Raw genomic sequence first — 16,357 nt, forward strand, 5'->3', positions numbered from 1 at the left:
CCAAAGCGGCATCCACGGCTAAATGCATCGCCCTCAAGTGGGGGGAGGATGCTTAGTTGAACCGATTCCAGAGCGCGGCGTATTGCCGGATGGAAGACGCGGTTGCCTGGCGTCCGGCCCAGAGCATCGACACCAGCTCATGAAGCAAATGCTCGCGAGGATATCGGGTAATGCCTGATGGCATTCCTCGTGTGCGGAGGTGGATGAAGATGTTTTTCCACAAAGGCACTTCAGGGCATTTGTTGGTTTTGGACTCTATGTAATCGACTGGTGCCGACAATTTGATGGCGAGGCGGCGGCTTTCGAGCTGGAGAAAAATATTTCGGGCCAATTGAGAGAGGGCCGAGAGCTCCGTGATCAACTCGTCCCGTGTTTTTGTAGAGCGGTGCGGGTGCAGCTTGAAGGCGACTCCTGCGGCGTGATGTGAGAGGAGTTCAGGGTCTGTGTCGGGATGCTCCTGAAGTCGGCGATGCCGCTCCAGGCAGCTCCAATGGTAACGTCCTGACATTGTCAAAACCACGTCGCCCAGAGCGAGCTGGGCCTTGGCCAGATTGCGACCGATGAAGTCGGCATCTGCAGCCGTGAGTTTTTCATGGGCAAGCCGTTCATTGGCAAAGAGCAGGCCTGAGCAACGGTTGAAGAGGAGCCGGGTGGCCTCATGCAGCGGAATGCGGGTGGAGTCGCGGTGGTGCTCGCAGCCGGTGAAGAGCTCGTCTCCGCCTATGATCCACCTGTGCCCCATGACCAGATCATAGTAAAACATGCTCACGGGGCTGCGGCGCAGACGGGCTAGCGAAAGAATTTTGAACTCCACATCCAAACCAGCCGCATGAGAAAGGGCTTCTCCAAGCTGGTGCAGGGCGTGCTTGTAAAGACGGTCGTTGATCAGAGTGCTGCCGCGTACAAAAACGAAGAACTCCATGTCGTTGTAAGGCATGTCACTTCCGTTTTCACGCAGCACGCCGCCCTCTCCGCGTCCATAGCCTCCTGCAAGAGCCAGGCCCTGGAGCCTGCCCAAGGCGATGATGCGCTCGACCCCCGACCGCACATGAGCGCAGGTGGCCGCAAGATGCCGCTCAAGACTTTCGCTGCCGTCGATGGTGAAACGAGCACTCATGCAGGAATGGATTCACGGAGGTAATTTTCAACCTGGTCCACAATCGGAGCCATGGCGAAGCGCTCATGGACTTCCCGATGACCGGCTTCTGCAATGGTGGTCCGCAGGTGGTCTTCGCTCTGCAGCAAAAGGATGCGCTCTGCGAGCTGGGTGGCGGCTCCGGCATCGTAGGTGACAGCATTTTGTCCATGGCGGAAAAGTTCACGGCTTCCACCAGTCATCGTGCCGATAACCGGCAGACCACAGGCCATGGCTTCAAGCGGCGTCAGTGCAAAAGGCTCCTCCCACTCCGAGGTGAACAGCAGGGCGTCATGAGCACGATACACATCCGGCATTTCTGCTGGCGTGGCGCTGTGCCAGGCCACTGGCAGGTCATGCTCTGAGGCGAAATTTTTCAGCATTGTGACGTAGGCCTCCTCACCTCTGCCGTAGACATGCAGGGTTCCTGCAAAGGCTGTCTTGATGAGCAACAATGCGCGCAGCGCCGTCAAAATGCCTTTGTCTTCAGCCAGCCGGCCAACCCAGAGCCATTTTTTTGGCGAACGCCTTACAGGTGTGCCCTGGAAGAGGCTGGTGTCCACCGGGCAATGAATGACGCCTCCGTGCATGACATCGTAACCTTGCTGGGCGGTAAGCTCCCTGAGACGGGCGCTGGTGAAGTAAAGCCGCTGAAAACGAATTTCTGAGACGGGGCTGGTGGGAGCGATGGCATCGCAGCGCCGCCGGACTCCGCAAAGAGTCCAAAGGGCACGGTGTATGCGCGATGCAAATGATCCGTGGCCACGGTTCCACCAATCAAGCCAGACGTCTGCGGTCAAGCTGCGCAAAATCCAGTGATCACTGACGTCGTAGACTGTGGGAACGCCGCTTCTCTGCAGCGTGAGGCAGAGTGACTTTGACAAACCGCCCATGCACCAGACATGAACGACATCTGGCCGGAGAACTGTGAGCGCGGCAAGCAGGGTCTGATTGTTGTGAAGTTCCAGATACTTGAGGGCACGAAGGCCGAGCCAAGGATGGCCGTAGTAGCCATGAATACGCAGGCTCCGGTCAACGTGCGGCTCTGCTATAGGCGGACTGCCTTGCACGCCATGATTGGACGTGATCACCTGCACATCGTGGCCACGCAGCCTCAGGGCTTCGGTGATCGCGGCACAGCGGAGCTCATAGCCGCCAACATAGTGGGGGGGATAAAGATTTGTGAGGACAAGTATTTTCATGGGGCGGCCTCCTGCTGCTCGCGCCAGCCCTGACGAAATCCTGCCAGCCTGCCGCGGCGCTGCTCCCAGCGAATGCGCATGGCGTGGGCCATTTCGTGAAAACGACCGTGCTTCAGGCACCAGCCCATATCGTGCCGAACGTCGCTGAGCCAGCCGAGCAGAACGGTCCGGGGCCAGCTGAAAACATCCGGTTTCTGACTCCATGCCTTGCCGATTGCACGGGCGTCACCGAAGGAACGCTTCCAGCTTTGCTGGGGGGTGTAGTTGTGGCTGTGCATGACCACAGACTCCTGAACGTAGGATACCTTGTAGCCCTGTGCAAGGCACCAGCGCGTGTATTCGTCATCCTCCGCATACTGGAGGTCCTCGCGGAAGCCACGCAAATGCCAGACATCTTTGCGAAGGCCGCTGCTTACCATGCTGAAAAAATGCTCCCATTTTGCGGATTCACGCTCCATGCCGAAACAGCGGTCATAGTCGCAGGCAAAAACCGCCTGGCAGTCCGGGCGCGGAATCTGCCGGCCAAAGCATGCTGCGACACGGGTGTCTGCGAGAGTGTCTGCCAAAGGACGGAGCCAGCGATCATTTTGCGGTGTCGCATCGGCATTCAGAAAGATGACACGTTCGCCAGCAGCCAGCCTCATGCCATGATTCATCACCCGGCTTGGGTTGTACTCCTGAGGTGTGATTTGAATAAAATGCGCCGGATTGGCAGCACGGATCAGCTCTTGCGAGCCGTCGGTCGAACCGCTGTCGATGACGATCAGCTCGCGGTTCTGCCAATTTTGCGATAAAAGTGCTGGAAGGGTTTCCTTCAAGGCCCAGGCCTCATTGAAGGAACGCATGACGATGGATATGAGTGGGTCGCTCATGACAGTCCGGCGGTGAACTGCTTCTGCTGGCGATGGAAAAAGCTGCCGGAGGATTTACGACGCTTCAAGTCGATCAACTCCTCGTAAACACGGGCGACCCGGCCTGCGACTGAGGCCACATCATACTCAGCACGCACATGCTCCAGAGCTTCAGTGCTGAGATGGCGGTGCAGCTTGTTGTTGATCATCAGGGTGTCGATGCCGGAATGAAACTCCGCGGGTTGATCGAGATCGTAGAGCAGGCCAGTGCGGCCATGTTCGATCAAAGAGGCCGGTCCGGAAACGCGTGAAGAAAGCACGGGTGTGCCTGCAGCCCAGGCTTCCAGGATGACGATGCCAAAGGGTTCAGCGGACGAGCAAAGCACAAACAGACGTGCGGACTGGATGAGGCCGATCAACTCGGCAGAGCCTGAGGCCAGGCCTCCCGTGAGGAGGACGTCATTCCCCAGACCGAGACGGGCGATTTCGTGATGCAGCTCCTCCACAACAGAACGTGTGGTCCCAGCACCGACAAGCACCAGCATGGCGCGCGGGTGACGGCGTTTGATGGCGGGCATCTGCCGCACCAGCCAGGGCAGGTTTTTGGCGGGATCGAGACGTGCAACTTTGATGATAAGATCACGGCCAGCGATCTGAGGGTAGGCTTTCAGTGCGGCCGCGCGGCAGTCGGTGGCATACTGTGAGGCGGGCACTGAGTGCGGCTGAACGATGATGCGCTGACGAGGGTATTTTTGCTGCAGCAGCGCCGCTTCGCGCGGATTGCAGGTGAAAACTGCGTCTGTGTTTTTCAGCACGTGGCGGCTACGCACGAGGGCTCCCAGAATCTTGCCCCATTCAAAACCGCCCTTGAGCGGCGCAGTGAGCTTGGCATGCACTTCATCCGGAATGTCAAGAGCCCCGCCATGGAGAGTGACCACATGGGGCAGACCGCGTGTTCTGGCGGCCATCAGGCTGATGCCTGCCAGCCTGTTAAGGGCGTGTGAGTGAATCACATCAGAGCCGCTGGCGAGCAACTGCCAGAAAAGCTCGAATGAAAACAGATTCCCCCCCCAGGAGACCAGCGCTTCCCGCTGTGCCGGAGAAATGCCCAGGACAGGGACAAACGCACGGTAGCGAAGGATTTTTGCGCCTGTGTCGCGGAGCGGATCGGGGCCTTCCTCCAAGTCGTATTGCGGAGCATGCACTACCGAGGAAACACCATTTTGCTGCAAGCCCAGCATGAGACGCTGAAGAGCAGTCTCAGTGCCGCCCCATTGCGCAGGATCGTATTTGCGTAGGATGTGGGATGCTTGCATGGCAAATCACGCAGTCTGCAGCGTGGGTGGATTCTTTCTGAAGAGAGAGGGGAACTTTGTGCGAAGGGTCTGGCGCTCGGAAACCGTCAATGCCCAAAACCACACGCAAATGAGTGAGGCCAGGCCGCCGGTTGTGCCCATCACCAAAATCCGAAGCCAGGTGTTCTCGATCTGCCATTCAGGAAAAAGCAGCGGGGCGGCAAGGAGGATGATGGCGGGCATGCAGGCTGCCCAGGACGGCAAAACGGCCTCGCGAAAGAGGCGCCATGGTGAGAGGCTGACATCACGAGCGACCCATGGCCAGAGAAGAAACCAGCCAAAGAAAAGGGATGGGACAAGGGAGCCTATGGCAACCCCCATCACGTTTCTGAGCAGCAGCGCCAGCGTGATGCTCAAGGCGAGATTGGCGACTGCCTCACCGAGGCCAAGCCACATGAGACGACGCTCATGGCCGGTCATCATGTAGATGCGCTTGCTAACGCTGTGAGTTAGCGCCGAGCTGTAAAACCAAAGAAGCAAAAGATGAGCGACCTGCCAGGTTTCCGCCGAGAGGTGGGTGTCCCCGGTGAGCACTTTGAGGAGAGGCTCAAGCTCAAACGCACAGAGTACATATAGTGGGGTGGATATAAGGGCGCTCCAGCGAGTCCCACGCTGAAGCAGGTCGCGCAAAGCCGAGTGGTCTCCACTGGCATGAAGATGTGCCGCAGCGGGGGAGAGCGTGTCCTGAAGCTGCTTCGTGAACTGCGAAAAAACTTCGGCGACTTTGGCGCCGGCCTGATAGACTGCCACGGCGGAAATGGAAAGCGTGGCGCCGAGCACCAGCTGGTCTGTCTTTCCCAAAACAATGTTGGTGGCCGTGCTGATGTAGGCAAAGATGGAAAAGCCCATCGTTTCACGCATGACGGACTTTGAAAAAAGGCGCGGGCGAAGCTTTACCTCCGGCATGTGTCGCAGGGCGAAAAAGGCCGAGACCAGATCCGGGGCGAGAGCGAAAAACAATGCGGTGAGCATGATGGCCAGCAGACTCCAGCCCGCATATACAGCCCATGCGATGACTGCCAGGCGCATGAGCATGGCCAGGGTGATGATGTTATTGACGGTGCTGATGCGCTGCTGCCCGCGAAGAATTTCAGGGAAAATGCCCAAGGGGAACGCGAGGCCGATGGCGGCAAAAAACGCGATGAGAACGATGCGAAACTCATCATGATTGGCGGCTGATACTCCAAAGGAACGGACTATTTCATCGGCGCCGACCGCCACCGTGGCCGCCATAAGAATTGCCACTCCGAGGTAGAAAAACAGAATCGTGCTCAACACCTGGCTGAGCTTTTGCCATTCACCCGTGACCGAGAGTTCGGCGACGCGCTTTTGTGCAGCAAAACCAAAGCCGAAGTCCAGCAAAATGCCGTAACCAAAAACGCTCCAGAGCAGCGACCAAAAGCCAAATGACTCACGAGGAAGCGCCTGGTACAAGAGCCGGAAGGTAAGCAGCCCAACGACAATGCCGACAAAAGTACGCAGGTAGTTCGAGAGAGCGTTGCTCCAGATGCGTTGTTTGACGGAGTCGTAGGTCATCGCGAGTGGGAAACCTCGCTGTGAGTCATAGACTCAACAATCCCCGCAGCTGTGGGGGCCGCCATGCCTCTCAAGTCTTGGCGGAGATAGAGGTGGCGCTTTTTGTGTGAATGGAGAGATGCCGGATTCAGGCCGCCAACGCGCCGGGCGATAATCCGGTGGTCGTGCTCTCCGTTTTGTCCAGGCTCTTTTCCATCAAGCGGTGGATGTGCGGGATGTGGGTGATGTCTGCGGGGATATGAGGTGAGCTGCTGAACAGCGTTGCATAGCTCTGGGGATCGTGCGGATGGTAGCCGTGCATGGCACGGATCGGGCGCTCGCCCATGTGGCTGGGAACGATCAGCACACCTTCCTTTACCAGGAAAATGAGCTCGCCGAACCGGCCATTCTCAAAGTGAGCGCGCAACCGGCGCAATTCTTCCTCCGGCATAATGCGCCCTTCAGGGACTTTTTTCAGGGCTGCGGTGATCTTGTCCCGAGCTTCTATGCTGAAGAACCAGAAGCGCGCCATGGTGCTGTCATAGACTGCATTGTAGTCGGCGCCTATGCGCAGGCCCAAGGCGTCGATCTGACTTTTCAAATCGAGATGATGATCACAGTTTGCCATTCCGTGGTCACTGAAGACGTGGAGGTTCACTTCGCGGTAGTGCTTGCGAGCCGCCTCCATGGTTTGAGTGATCCATGCTTCGTATTCGGCAAGCTTGGAGTCGATTTGAGGGGATTGGTTGCCGACTTGATGGAGCAGGCCGTCGAGGCCTGCCCAGTACTGGAAAGCGAAGTCAATGCGTTCAGTTTCGATGTCGGCGATCAAGCGGTCACGATTGATGGGCTCGCTCAAGCCTGGGTCGGTGACAAAATAGGGGGTTCCCTTTTCAACCAGCAGATCAAATATGTTTGGTCCACGGTTCATGCCCCGTGGCTGCAGGGGGCTCTTTTTCTCGGTGAAGTCAAAAAGGTGAATGAGATGGAAGGGAATGTTGTAGAGATCGAAGTAGCCTTTGAATCCAAGCGCTGATTTGACCATCTTCGTGAGATGACGCCGCACGATTCTGCGGCTGGTGAGCGCCTTGGGAAGCCAGCGAAGCCAGCGCAAGCTGCGGAAAGGGGAGTTTTCAGGATCGTGTATGAAGTAGCACCAGTTGTGATGCTCATCCGGCCAGCGTCCGCTCAGGATGCTGGGAACGCATGTGCTGCTGTAGCCAAAGACGCTTTCAAGTTTTCGGCGGTGGGGCGCGAGTGTCTGGAGAAAATGCGGGCGGTCTTTGATGATCTCCCACCCGCAGGCATCGATCATGATAAAGAGATCCAGACGTTGTTTCATGAGGCGGCTTGCTGAGGTTCGATGGGCTTGGAGGCCGAGATCAGCCGCTCGACTTCACGGCGCAGGAGGGTGGGGCTGAAGGGCTTGGAAACAAACAGCGTGGCTGTTTCAAACCCCTGATACTGACCTAAGGCCAGCTGCCCGCGAGAGCTGAGAATCACGACGGGAATGTCACGTGTCTCATGGTCGGCCTTCAACTGCTGCAGGGCCTGCTTGCCATCCATCACAGGCATGATGTGGTCGAGAAGGATCACGCATGGATGCTGGCTCCTGGCCAGTTTTAGCGCTTCCTGGCCGTCAGCGGCGAGGAGAATGGGGCGTCCCAGCGGTTTCATGCTAAGCTCTGCTACGCGGCGCATGTGAGGCTCGTCATCAACGACAAGGATGGGACTAGCGTTTGGCATGAGACAAAGAGTTCTGGGTGTGTGCGGACAGCGTGTGGGATCCGCGTGTGATGACCATGAAAGTGGCGTCATCCTGCTGGCTGGAAGCATCCACAACACTGCGGTGCAGGCGATGGAGGCTGTCGCGCGAGGCGCTGGCGTCTTCACGTGCGGCCGCGGTGCTGAGCAGCCAGGCGGTGAGCTCATCTCGGCTGAGAATGCCGCCACCGGAGAACACATCGCTCAGGCCATCTGTGTGCAGAAGCACATGTGTGTGTGTGGCGAGGCTGAGCGGATGGTCCTGATAGTCTGCATCTGCCGTGATGCCCAATGGGGGGCCGTCTGCGGTGACCTCCTGAATCTGTCTGCCATCGCTGAGAAGCAACGGGGCATGGCCGGCACCGCAGACGTGCAATGCCAGGCCATCCGCGCTGACATGAACAAGCTGTGCTGTGATAAACATGTCTGAGCGGTCCAATTCTGGAAACATGGCCTGGTTCAGACGCTTCATGAGAGCCGACGGCTTTGAAGCCAGATCGAGGTGCGAGTGCAGGAGGCTGTGGAAGGCTGTGGCGAACAGGGCTGCGGGGACGCCTTTGCCCATCACATCTGCCACCACAAAGAGGAGAGACCCATCGGGAAGCAGGATGCCGTCGAGGTAGTCTCCTCCCACTTCTCCTACCGTGGCCAGATGAGCTGCGCAGTGTACGAACTGGGTTTGGGGAAGCTCAGCTGGCAGCAGGGAACGCTGGATGTCCGCCGCAATCTGCAGCTCGCGCTTCAGGAGCCGTGCCTGATTGGCTTCATCCCTGCGGTTCAGGCCGTGCAAAAGGGCGCCGAGAAAATCTCCCAGACTGCGCGCCACATTCAATTCACGTGCAGAGGGCTCCCAAAGCGGCTGAAAAACCCCCACTGTCAGCACGCCGGTGAGATCACCACCGCTTTCAAGCGGATGCGCCAGTCCGCTGATATGCTCACCTGCTTTTCTAAGCGGATCTGATGGTGCCCAGGGGGTGCTCTTATCAAACCACTGATCCTGGCGCGTGGCGGCTGCCCGGCTTTCAACAGTGTCTGAACTGCGAAGATCCAGAGACGGCTCCCAGGAAATGGCTGAGGGCACGCCGCCAATGAAGGAAAGCCTGCCTGCTTCGGTGCCCGCCGTGCGCAGCACCAAAAAATCAGCCCCAGCCAGTTCACGCAGTTCCTCCAGCCAGCGGGCGGCGAGTGCGATGGGCTCCACATCATTGCCGGCATCTGCGATGAGCCTGAAAATATTGGCAAGGGTCTCGTAACAGGAGGCGACCTCGGCGGTCATGAGATCGAGCGTTGCTTCGATGTCCTCCCGGGCGGCAGGCACAGATTTTCGATCTGCCCGAAGGCAGAGAACGTTTTGTCCCTGGCCACGAAGATACGATGCATGATCTGTCAGCGACTTTATGATAAACAGACCGCGGCCATGGTCGCTTTCATCGTCCTGAGGCAGCTCCACGCTGACGGGCCAGTCGAATCCGATGGTGTGATCTGTGATGCGCACTTCAATTTGGCTTTCGGACAAAACAACCTCAATGGCTGCTGCCTGCCTGGCCTGCTCCGGGGTGGCATACAGCACGGCGTTGTTTGCCGCCTCTGCCAGAACCAGCTCCCATTGCTGGCACTCGGCATCCTGAATTTGGTGATCAGCAAGCCATCCGACCACGGAGCGCACAGCCTCGCGTGCATCATCCAGTGTGGCAGGAAAATCGAGCCTGAATCCTTCGAAATGCTGCTGTGAAAACGCCATGAGCGGATCAGTCGTGGATCATTTCAAAAACGCGATGAAGTCTCGTGAGTTCGATCAGCTGGCACACGGCGGATGAGGGGTTGAGCAGCTTGAGGCTGGCACCACGGGCACGCAGGCTTTTGTTCAATGTCAACAGTACGCCGAGTCCGGAACTGTCGATGAAGCGAGTCTTGGAAAGATCGATGCTGATGTCTTCGTGCTCGGGCTTGATGTCCCGATCCAGGCGGTCTCGCCAGAGGCGGGCGGTGGCGGCGCAGAGTTCGGTCGGAGCGTTGATCTGTACGGATGCAGACAATGTCATGGCTTAGGTGCAGGTTTGAGGTGGGCTGTTGGAGGGCATGCTGTGTTCCTTGCGGGACAGCGGCAGCATAAAGCGTGGCAGGCAGTGAAGCAGGATGCGAAGGTCGAGGCGCAGGCAGCGGTGGATGGAATAACAGGCGCTGTGCGCGGTGTCGTTGTCACTGCTGTGCATGCCGTCGTTCATGATGTCGGCGTAGGAGAAGACACCTGCGGGGGCGTCAAACCACATGCGTTCAAATTCGCTGGTGAGCAGCGATGCGCGGGCCTGGGACAGAGGCCTGTTTCCCACCAGGTGCATGTCTCCACACCAGACGGCCCAGAGCTCGGGCCAGCGGTCGAACAGTCCGTGGGCTGATGCCAGGGAATAGAGCCTTGTGCTGGGGTTGTAACGGTCCTGCTTGGTCGCTGGTGGCAGCACCACCTGGCGGCTCTGAAAGGCTGGCTGCCATTTGAAAACGCGTGTCCAAAGCGCGTAAAGAAGCGCGAGCGGAGCGGTGACAAGCATCAGCAGCAGGGCTGTCATACGCGATATCCAGCCGCTGCGGACACCGCCAAAGGGCTTGTGCGCGAGGTTGGTGAGCAGGAAGTCATCCGTAACCTCAAGAAAGGTCCCTTTGCTCCAGTTTTCGAGACCACTGCCCCAGGCGAAAGAGTTTTGAACATTGGTCAGGGCTCCGACATAGGTGCTAGGCCCGACCCAGCTCTCACTGACAATGGCATGGCGGTCAATGTATGCGGCTTCTTCGATAACTGTTCCAGCGAGGATCTGGGCATTGTCTGCGACGATCACCTGCGGGCCTATCCAGACCGGGCCTTCAATTTTGGCAGTAGCGGCGATGCGTGCGCGAGTGCTGACGTGCACTTCCGGCGCGATCTCGCGCATGGTCAGGTATGACTCAGGCGGTGTGCTGCGCAGATTGCCCAGCATGATGTCAAACAGTGCTGCGGAGCTTTCCCATAGCGGCTTGTGGGGCATGGAGGGCAGCGTATCAAGAGTGATGATGTTTGGTGATCTTTCTCCTGAGTCTTTGCCCGTGAAACGCAAGCGGGTTTCTTCGACACTGGGCTCATGTTTGACAGAAAGGACGGTGACAGACAAACCCCACCGGCCGCCTTTATCCACAGCATGCCGGATTTCGTGCGGGCGGTCAGCCGCCAGGAGAGTGGCGTTTTTGACTCCTGCGGCAGCGAGATGCTCCAGCCACAGATCCAGCAAGGTGCGCCCCAGTACCGGCCAGAGGGCAAGTGGACGGATGCGTCGGGCAAAACCTGCACATTTACGATAATCCGGGCAGATGATAAAAACGTCCATGACTTACATGCCTTTGCCCAGCACGATGGCCGGAATGGTTTTGAGAAGGATCCAGAGATCTCTCAGGAAAGAATGGCTTTCAATGTAACGCACATCGAGGGAGACCTGCTCACCGAAGTCGATGCTGTTGCGGTCGCCGATTTCCCAAAAGCGTCCTTCACGCTCGCCCACCTGCCACAAGCAGGTGATGCCTGGCTTGGCATGGAGCCTGCGCCGGTCAGCGCTGGAATACAGAGCAGCCTCACGCGGCAGGCACGGGCGCGGACCAACGATGGACATGTCTCCTCTGAGGACATTGAAAAACTGGGGGAGTTCGTCAATCGATGCCTTGCGGATGAACCGCCCGATGGGGGTCACCCGCGGGTCGTTCTTCATCTTGAAGGTAATCCCCTGGGACTTTTCGTTTTGCGCGAGGAGCTGGCTGAGTCTGGCCTCGGCATCGATACACATGGATCGAAACTTGAGCATTTCAAAATCGCGGCCATTGAAGCCGATACGGCGCTGTCTGAAAAAGATGGGCCCGCCGTCGCGACGGATGAGCAGCGCGATTACTAGCATCAAGGGAGACGCAAGGATCAGTGCTATGATGCTGATCAGGATGTCGAACAGGCGCTTGACAGCAAGCGTGCCATTGACCACAGCGAGCCACATGCAGCGCTTGAGGCGCATCGCAAAACGCATTCTGAGGCGCCCCAATCGGCTCTGGGCCTCGAGGATGCGCCGCACTTCAGGGGCGTCAGGAGCGGGCAGTGTTTTCATCACGCCGGAACTGTAACGACGTGGCCGGAACTGTAACCCCCCTCAAGTGGGGGACTCGGGTGTGTGCAACTGCGGGATTCGCTTATGGCGCGGTCAAACATCGCCTCAAGACCAGCAATGTAGGATGGGAAGTCATAGCGTGCACTGACCAGCTGGAGACCATTCTCACCGAGTTGCCTAGCCCGCGCTTTGTTCTGAAGCAGATCATCAAGACTGGCGGCAAATGCATCTCGATTCATCCAGGGCACGAGGTGGCCGTTAAATCCGTCCTTCAGCCAGTCTTTGATTCCGCCGGCGTCAAATGCCACGACCGGCAGTGCATAACGCATGACCTCGAGGCCGATGGTGGCAATCGGCTCCGGCCAGACGCTGCTGAGCGCGACAACACTGCACTCCCGGTAGTAAGACTTGAGCTCTTCCTGGGGAATGAAGCCTTTGAAATGCACCCGGTCATCCAGTCCAAGTCTATGGCTCAAGGCCTCGCAGTAACTTTTGTGATTGCCGTCACCGAGAATGACGCACTCAAATTTGGATTTTACCCGTGCAAGAGATTCAAGCAGCACGTCAACCCCTTTGCCACGGATGATCTGACCAGCGTAGAGTATGAGATTACGGTCGCTAAATGTGCTCCTCAGGGAGGGATCTCCCATGCGTGGCACTGGAGCATGGATTTCAATGCGCGAGGCATCGAAGCCGTTTCGGAGCAGTTCATCGCGCATGTACTCTGTGACCACCACCATGCGGTGGAAGCGTTGGTTGAGCGCAATCTCCCGCTTCTTTGCCCGGTAGCTGACCCATTTGAGAGGGAAGCCGCCGCCGTTATTTTTGACGATGCAGGCCCCGCAGCCAAACACGCAGTACAGAGAGGCGGGACGTGTGCAGATTTTGCGCGAGAAGTAGTGGTACTTGTAGCTGCGCATGCAGTAGATGTCGTGATCATGCACCATGCGGACGAGGGGAAGCCCGCTGTTCACAAGAGACTGAATCACGTCCAGGTCGGCCATTTTATGGACATAGACTGCGTCGGGCTGGAATGCCGTGAGCGCCGCCCGTGTGCGGGCTGCATTGTCACCTGCCAGTTCAAAGCGTTCGCTGAACACACTATTCCATGCGTCTTCGTTTTTGCCTGTGCCCGGTCCATGAAGAATGCCAACCTGATGGGATCTGCCCCTGAGTTCCTGGGCTGTGATGAATGCATTTGCCTCAGCGCCTGCCAAGGCCCCAAACCGTTCGTGAACGTAGAGAATTTTCATGAGGTGACAGTAGTGGACCTGAGATGTTCAAGCTCCTGGCGCAGAGAGGGCTCGGCGGAAGCAAAACCGTGCCTGATCTGCTCTACCAGGGAGGGCTGGCCAGCGTGGCTGCCTGATTCCGCCAGATGCTCGAGGTCTTGGCACAGGGCATAAATGTGGGTGAGGCCGAAGAGCGAGCTGCTTCCTTTCAACGAGTGTGCGGTGCGTCGTAGCGCAGGCTGATCCTGACCTGCCGCGAGGTTTTCAAGATCCGAGATGCGTTCAGGTGTGTCTTTAAGCCAGTTTTCAATGAGTTCTGCCGTGTCTTCCGTGCTCAATTCATCTGCCAGCAGCTTGACGGCGTCTTTGGTTGTTTCTGCCTCCTCTTCAGTCCAGCCGCCGAGCGCGGGGGGGGGCGCGACAGGTTCTTGGGTATGAATGCTGGCCAGAGCCTCGGTCAGTGCCTTTGCCCTCAGAGGTTTGGATATGTAGTCATCCATGCCGGCCTCGAAGCAGCGCTCGCGCTCGCCATCCATGACGTTCGCAGTCATGGCGATAATGCAGCAACGTGGTCGTTTCCAGTGCGTGCTGGTTTCGATTTCTCGAATGGCACGAGTGGCCTCATAGCCGTCCATCCGCGGCATGTGGCAGTCCATCAGGATCGCATCATAGGGGCGTGCGGCGAATTGATTGAGCGCCTGCTCACCGTCACGAGCTACATCGGCGCTGAATCCGTGTTTTTCCAGCATCATGATGGCCATCCGAAGATTCACTTCGTTATCTTCCACGACGAGCAATCTTAGCTTTTTGGCGCCGGGGAGTGCGAGCGACTGCTCGGGCGATTTTGTCTCGGTGTTTTTTACGGCAAGCTGCTCAGATGCGGACACCTGATGGACTGGCAGTTTAAACCAGAAACGCGAGCCAAGTCCTGGTGTGCTGTGCACACCGATGGTGCCTCCCATCAGTTCGACAAGCCGCTTGCTGATGGCAAGCCCCAGTCCGGTGCCTCCGTAGCGACGTGTCGTGGAGCTGTCCACCTGTGAAAAGGGTTGGAACAGCTTGCGCTGCTGCTCCTCATTCATCCCTATGCCGCTGTCAGTCACACTAATCTCAATCTGTTCGCGTTCGCCTTCGGGTGCGGTCACTGGGATGAGCTGAATGCAGATGCTTCCATGCTCGGTAAACTTGATGCCATTGCCGACAAGATTCATCAAAATCTGACGAAGACGTCCAGGGTCAGCTTTTATCACCAGTGGAATTGCAGGGTCGATTGCAACTTTCAGATCGACCCCGCGGGAGATGGCTTTGTGCTGCAGCAATCCTACGACACCGTCTACGATGGAATCCAGCCTGCAGGTTTCCTCAACCAGGTCGAGCCTGCGCGCTTCGATTTTGGAGAAATCGAGAATGTCCTCGATAATGGTCATGAGCGCTTCACCGCTCTGGCGGACAGCCTCCACCATCTCATGCTGCCTTTCGTCCAGGCTGGTGTCGAGCAGCAGGGATGACATGCCGATGATGCCATTCATCGGGGTGCGAATTTCGTGGCTCATGGTGGCCAGGAATTCGCTTTTGGCGCGATTCGCGCTTTCCGCAGCTTCCTTGGCGCTCACCAAGTTCTGCTCGACACACTTGCGGACTATGAACTGACCCAGCTGGTTGCCAATGCCTGCGAATGCTTCCAGCAGGGATTGCTCGGGAGCGCTGGCATCGGAGCTGAACAATTCGAGCACGCCCAGAATGTCACCCTGAGTTACTATGGGAAAGGCGATCGCTCCATGAAGCTGGCACTTTTTGGCCATGGCTGCCCGAGGGCACTCACTCTGTTCTGCCACATCGCGAATCCATTGAGGCTCGCCACTGTGCAGGACGATCCCCGGAAGCCCGCAGCCTCGTTTAAAGGTCATGGTGCGGGAAAGCTCCACGAATCCCGTGATGTCTCTGAGCGGTGAATGCCAAATTTCCACGAGGTGGAGGTTCTGCTGTTCAGAGTCCAGCATCCATAGTGAGCCCGCGATCCAGCCGAGCTGGTTGCATATGAGCTGAATGACTTTGGCCGCCGCCTGGCGGACTGTGTCTGCTTCAGCCAGCGTGCGACTGGTGGAATACTGGAGGGCGCGGCGCTGATCATCCTGCCTGCGCTGGGTGATGTCGCTTTCGATCGACATGAAGTTAACTACCTCGCCTGCGTCATTACGGATTGGCTGGATTTCGATTGAAGACCAGTATTTCCTGCCCGAGCGGTGGTAGTTGAGCATTTCCACACGGAAACCGCGCTGCTGCTGCAGGCACTGGTTCATGAAGTTGTCCGCACCGGGGTCTGCCTCAGGACAGCGCAAAAAATCTCCAGGCTGGCGTCCGATGACCTCATCCAAAAGCCAGCCGGTCATGCGGGTGAATCCCTCATTGACCCACTCGATGCGTCCTGCTGCATCGGTAACAATCACAGCGTTATCTGTTCTGGCAGCCACCAGAGCCAGTTTGTGAGACTGCTCCTCCTGCTCCCGCAGCTGTATGCGCTGTTGTGTGAGCTGGCTGGCCAGTCGCTGCAGGTCAGTGGTGACTTTGCGCTGCATCTGCAGCACCTGCAGCAGATCCAAAGTTTGATCGTGCACGGCAAAATCCTGGATTGTCAGTCCCATTTGATGGGCCTGGTCAGGCTCTGTGAGCCAGGGCGAAGCGAGCATGATGCCCCGTCTTGGACGCTCCAGCAGCATCACCTGCCCGCGCAAGATCACTGTTTTACGCAGGTCTTCCAAGAGGAAAAGCCTGTCTGGATGGGCACGCGCGTGGGCATCACAAAACTCTCCTTCAGGGCTTTGTGAATGGAAGACATCCTGCAGCCGGGCTCCAGGCACCGCCTGCGGGCATATTTTGAGCAGGGAGGCCCCTGATTCTGTGATGACGGAGTTTGCGTCCCAGGCAAAGTAAAATGGGAATACGCGGACGAAATCCCGCACACTTACCTGTGTGTAATCGAGTGATCTGGAGCCCGGCTCGTTCATGCTGCGAGTGATGTCCGGCGTGCCGGGAATGCACCAGACGAATAAGCGGAGATTGTGGACTGAGTCAGACGAACAATGAATGGCGCAACGTAAAAAAGCTGGGCCACAGGTCCGACCGATTCTGGTGCGGGAGCAGAGCGCCGAGCGTTGCCAAATTCAGCTCCGATTTTTACAGAGATGAAATTT

General features: G+C 57.7%; 13 protein-coding genes. All 13 read right to left on the reverse strand.

Annotation, left to right across the window (positions count from 1 at the left end):
• Positions 1–52 precede the first annotated feature (52 nt).
• Positions 53–1,117, reverse strand: coding sequence for a hypothetical protein (locus tag ACZ5WW_RS20890; RefSeq protein WP_377162487.1), 1,065 nt, complete (start codon positions 1,115–1,117; stop codon positions 53–55).
• Complete coding sequence (locus ACZ5WW_RS20895; protein ID WP_377162489.1) at positions 1,114–2,337, reverse strand: glycosyltransferase family 4 protein; 1,224 nt, start codon at positions 2,335–2,337, stop codon at positions 1,114–1,116. Before ACZ5WW_RS20895 ends, ACZ5WW_RS20890 begins: the two co-directional genes overlap by 4 nt.
• On the reverse strand, positions 2,334–3,209 hold the full coding sequence (locus ACZ5WW_RS20900) for a glycosyltransferase family 2 protein (protein WP_377162491.1): 876 nt from the start codon (positions 3,207–3,209) through the stop codon (positions 2,334–2,336). The genes ACZ5WW_RS20895 and ACZ5WW_RS20900 overlap by 4 nt, the downstream gene beginning before the upstream one ends.
• Positions 3,206–4,504 carry a glycosyltransferase family 4 protein gene (locus ACZ5WW_RS20905; protein ID WP_377162493.1) on the reverse strand — a complete coding sequence of 433 codons (1,299 nt, stop codon included), beginning with the start codon at positions 4,502–4,504 and terminating at the stop codon, positions 3,206–3,208. Before ACZ5WW_RS20905 ends, ACZ5WW_RS20900 begins: the two co-directional genes overlap by 4 nt.
• A gap of 6 nt (positions 4,505–4,510) precedes the next feature.
• Entirely contained in the window at positions 4,511–6,079 is a 1,569-nt protein-coding gene (locus tag ACZ5WW_RS20910; protein WP_377162495.1) for a lipopolysaccharide biosynthesis protein, read from the reverse strand.
• 127 nt (positions 6,080–6,206) lie between these two features.
• Positions 6,207–7,400, reverse strand: coding sequence for an alkaline phosphatase family protein (locus ACZ5WW_RS20915; protein WP_377162497.1), 1,194 nt, complete (start codon positions 7,398–7,400; stop codon positions 6,207–6,209).
• Entirely contained in the window at positions 7,397–7,804 is a 408-nt protein-coding gene (locus ACZ5WW_RS20920; protein WP_464694183.1) for a response regulator, read from the reverse strand. The genes ACZ5WW_RS20915 and ACZ5WW_RS20920 overlap by 4 nt, the downstream gene beginning before the upstream one ends.
• Positions 7,791–9,563 carry a SpoIIE family protein phosphatase gene (locus ACZ5WW_RS20925; RefSeq protein ID WP_377162501.1) on the reverse strand — a complete coding sequence of 591 codons (1,773 nt, stop codon included), beginning with the start codon at positions 9,561–9,563 and terminating at the stop codon, positions 7,791–7,793. The genes ACZ5WW_RS20920 and ACZ5WW_RS20925 overlap by 14 nt, the downstream gene beginning before the upstream one ends.
• A 7-nt stretch (positions 9,564–9,570) precedes the next feature.
• Positions 9,571–9,864 carry an STAS domain-containing protein gene (locus ACZ5WW_RS20930; RefSeq protein ID WP_377162503.1) on the reverse strand — a complete coding sequence of 98 codons (294 nt, stop codon included), beginning with the start codon at positions 9,862–9,864 and terminating at the stop codon, positions 9,571–9,573.
• A 3-nt stretch (positions 9,865–9,867) separates the two neighbouring features.
• Complete coding sequence (locus ACZ5WW_RS20935; protein ID WP_377162505.1) at positions 9,868–10,839, reverse strand: sugar transferase; 972 nt, start codon at positions 10,837–10,839, stop codon at positions 9,868–9,870.
• Between the two features lie 339 nt (positions 10,840–11,178).
• Positions 11,179–11,934 (reverse strand): sugar transferase, encoded by a 756-nt coding sequence (locus ACZ5WW_RS20940; protein WP_377162507.1) that lies wholly within the window; start codon positions 11,932–11,934, stop codon positions 11,179–11,181.
• Positions 11,934–13,187: a glycosyltransferase family 4 protein gene (locus ACZ5WW_RS20945; RefSeq protein WP_377162509.1), complete on the reverse strand. Its 1,254-nt coding sequence runs from the start codon at positions 13,185–13,187 to the stop codon at positions 11,934–11,936. Before ACZ5WW_RS20945 ends, ACZ5WW_RS20940 begins: the two co-directional genes overlap by 1 nt.
• The gene (locus tag ACZ5WW_RS20950) at positions 13,184–16,171 is read right to left on the reverse strand and encodes an ATP-binding protein (protein WP_377162511.1); all 2,988 of its coding nucleotides are present in this window, start codon (positions 16,169–16,171) and stop codon (positions 13,184–13,186) included. Before ACZ5WW_RS20950 ends, ACZ5WW_RS20945 begins: the two co-directional genes overlap by 4 nt.
• Positions 16,172–16,357 lie beyond the last annotated feature (186 nt).

Source organism: Prosthecobacter fluviatilis (assembly GCF_055388355.1).

Excerpts from the sequence above, each read along its gene's own strand:
- ACZ5WW_RS20890 (WP_377162487.1), bottom strand. The coding sequence starts at position 1,117 with ATGAGTGCTCGTTTCACCATCGACGGCAGCGAAAGTCTTGAGCGGCAT.
- ACZ5WW_RS20895 (WP_377162489.1), bottom strand. The coding sequence starts at position 2,337 with ATGAAAATACTTGTCCTCACAAATCTTTATCCCCCCCACTATGTTGGC.
- ACZ5WW_RS20900 (WP_377162491.1), bottom strand. The coding sequence starts at position 3,209 with ATGAGCGACCCACTCATATCCATCGTCATGCGTTCCTTCAATGAGGCC.
- ACZ5WW_RS20905 (WP_377162493.1), bottom strand. The coding sequence starts at position 4,504 with ATGCAAGCATCCCACATCCTACGCAAATACGATCCTGCGCAATGGGGC.
- ACZ5WW_RS20910 (WP_377162495.1), bottom strand. The coding sequence starts at position 6,079 with ATGACCTACGACTCCGTCAAACAACGCATCTGGAGCAACGCTCTCTCG.
- ACZ5WW_RS20915 (WP_377162497.1), bottom strand. The coding sequence starts at position 7,400 with ATGAAACAACGTCTGGATCTCTTTATCATGATCGATGCCTGCGGGTGG.
- ACZ5WW_RS20920 (WP_464694183.1), bottom strand. The coding sequence starts at position 7,804 with ATGCCAAACGCTAGTCCCATCCTTGTCGTTGATGACGAGCCTCACATG.
- ACZ5WW_RS20925 (WP_377162501.1), bottom strand. The coding sequence starts at position 9,563 with ATGGCGTTTTCACAGCAGCATTTCGAAGGATTCAGGCTCGATTTTCCT.
- ACZ5WW_RS20930 (WP_377162503.1), bottom strand. The coding sequence starts at position 9,864 with ATGACATTGTCTGCATCCGTACAGATCAACGCTCCGACCGAACTCTGC.
- ACZ5WW_RS20935 (WP_377162505.1), bottom strand. The coding sequence starts at position 10,839 with ATGCCCCACAAGCCGCTATGGGAAAGCTCCGCAGCACTGTTTGACATC.
- ACZ5WW_RS20940 (WP_377162507.1), bottom strand. The coding sequence starts at position 11,934 with ATGAAAACACTGCCCGCTCCTGACGCCCCTGAAGTGCGGCGCATCCTC.
- ACZ5WW_RS20945 (WP_377162509.1), bottom strand. The coding sequence starts at position 13,187 with ATGAAAATTCTCTACGTTCACGAACGGTTTGGGGCCTTGGCAGGCGCT.
- ACZ5WW_RS20950 (WP_377162511.1), bottom strand. The coding sequence starts at position 16,171 with ATGAACGAGCCGGGCTCCAGATCACTCGATTACACACAGGTAAGTGTG.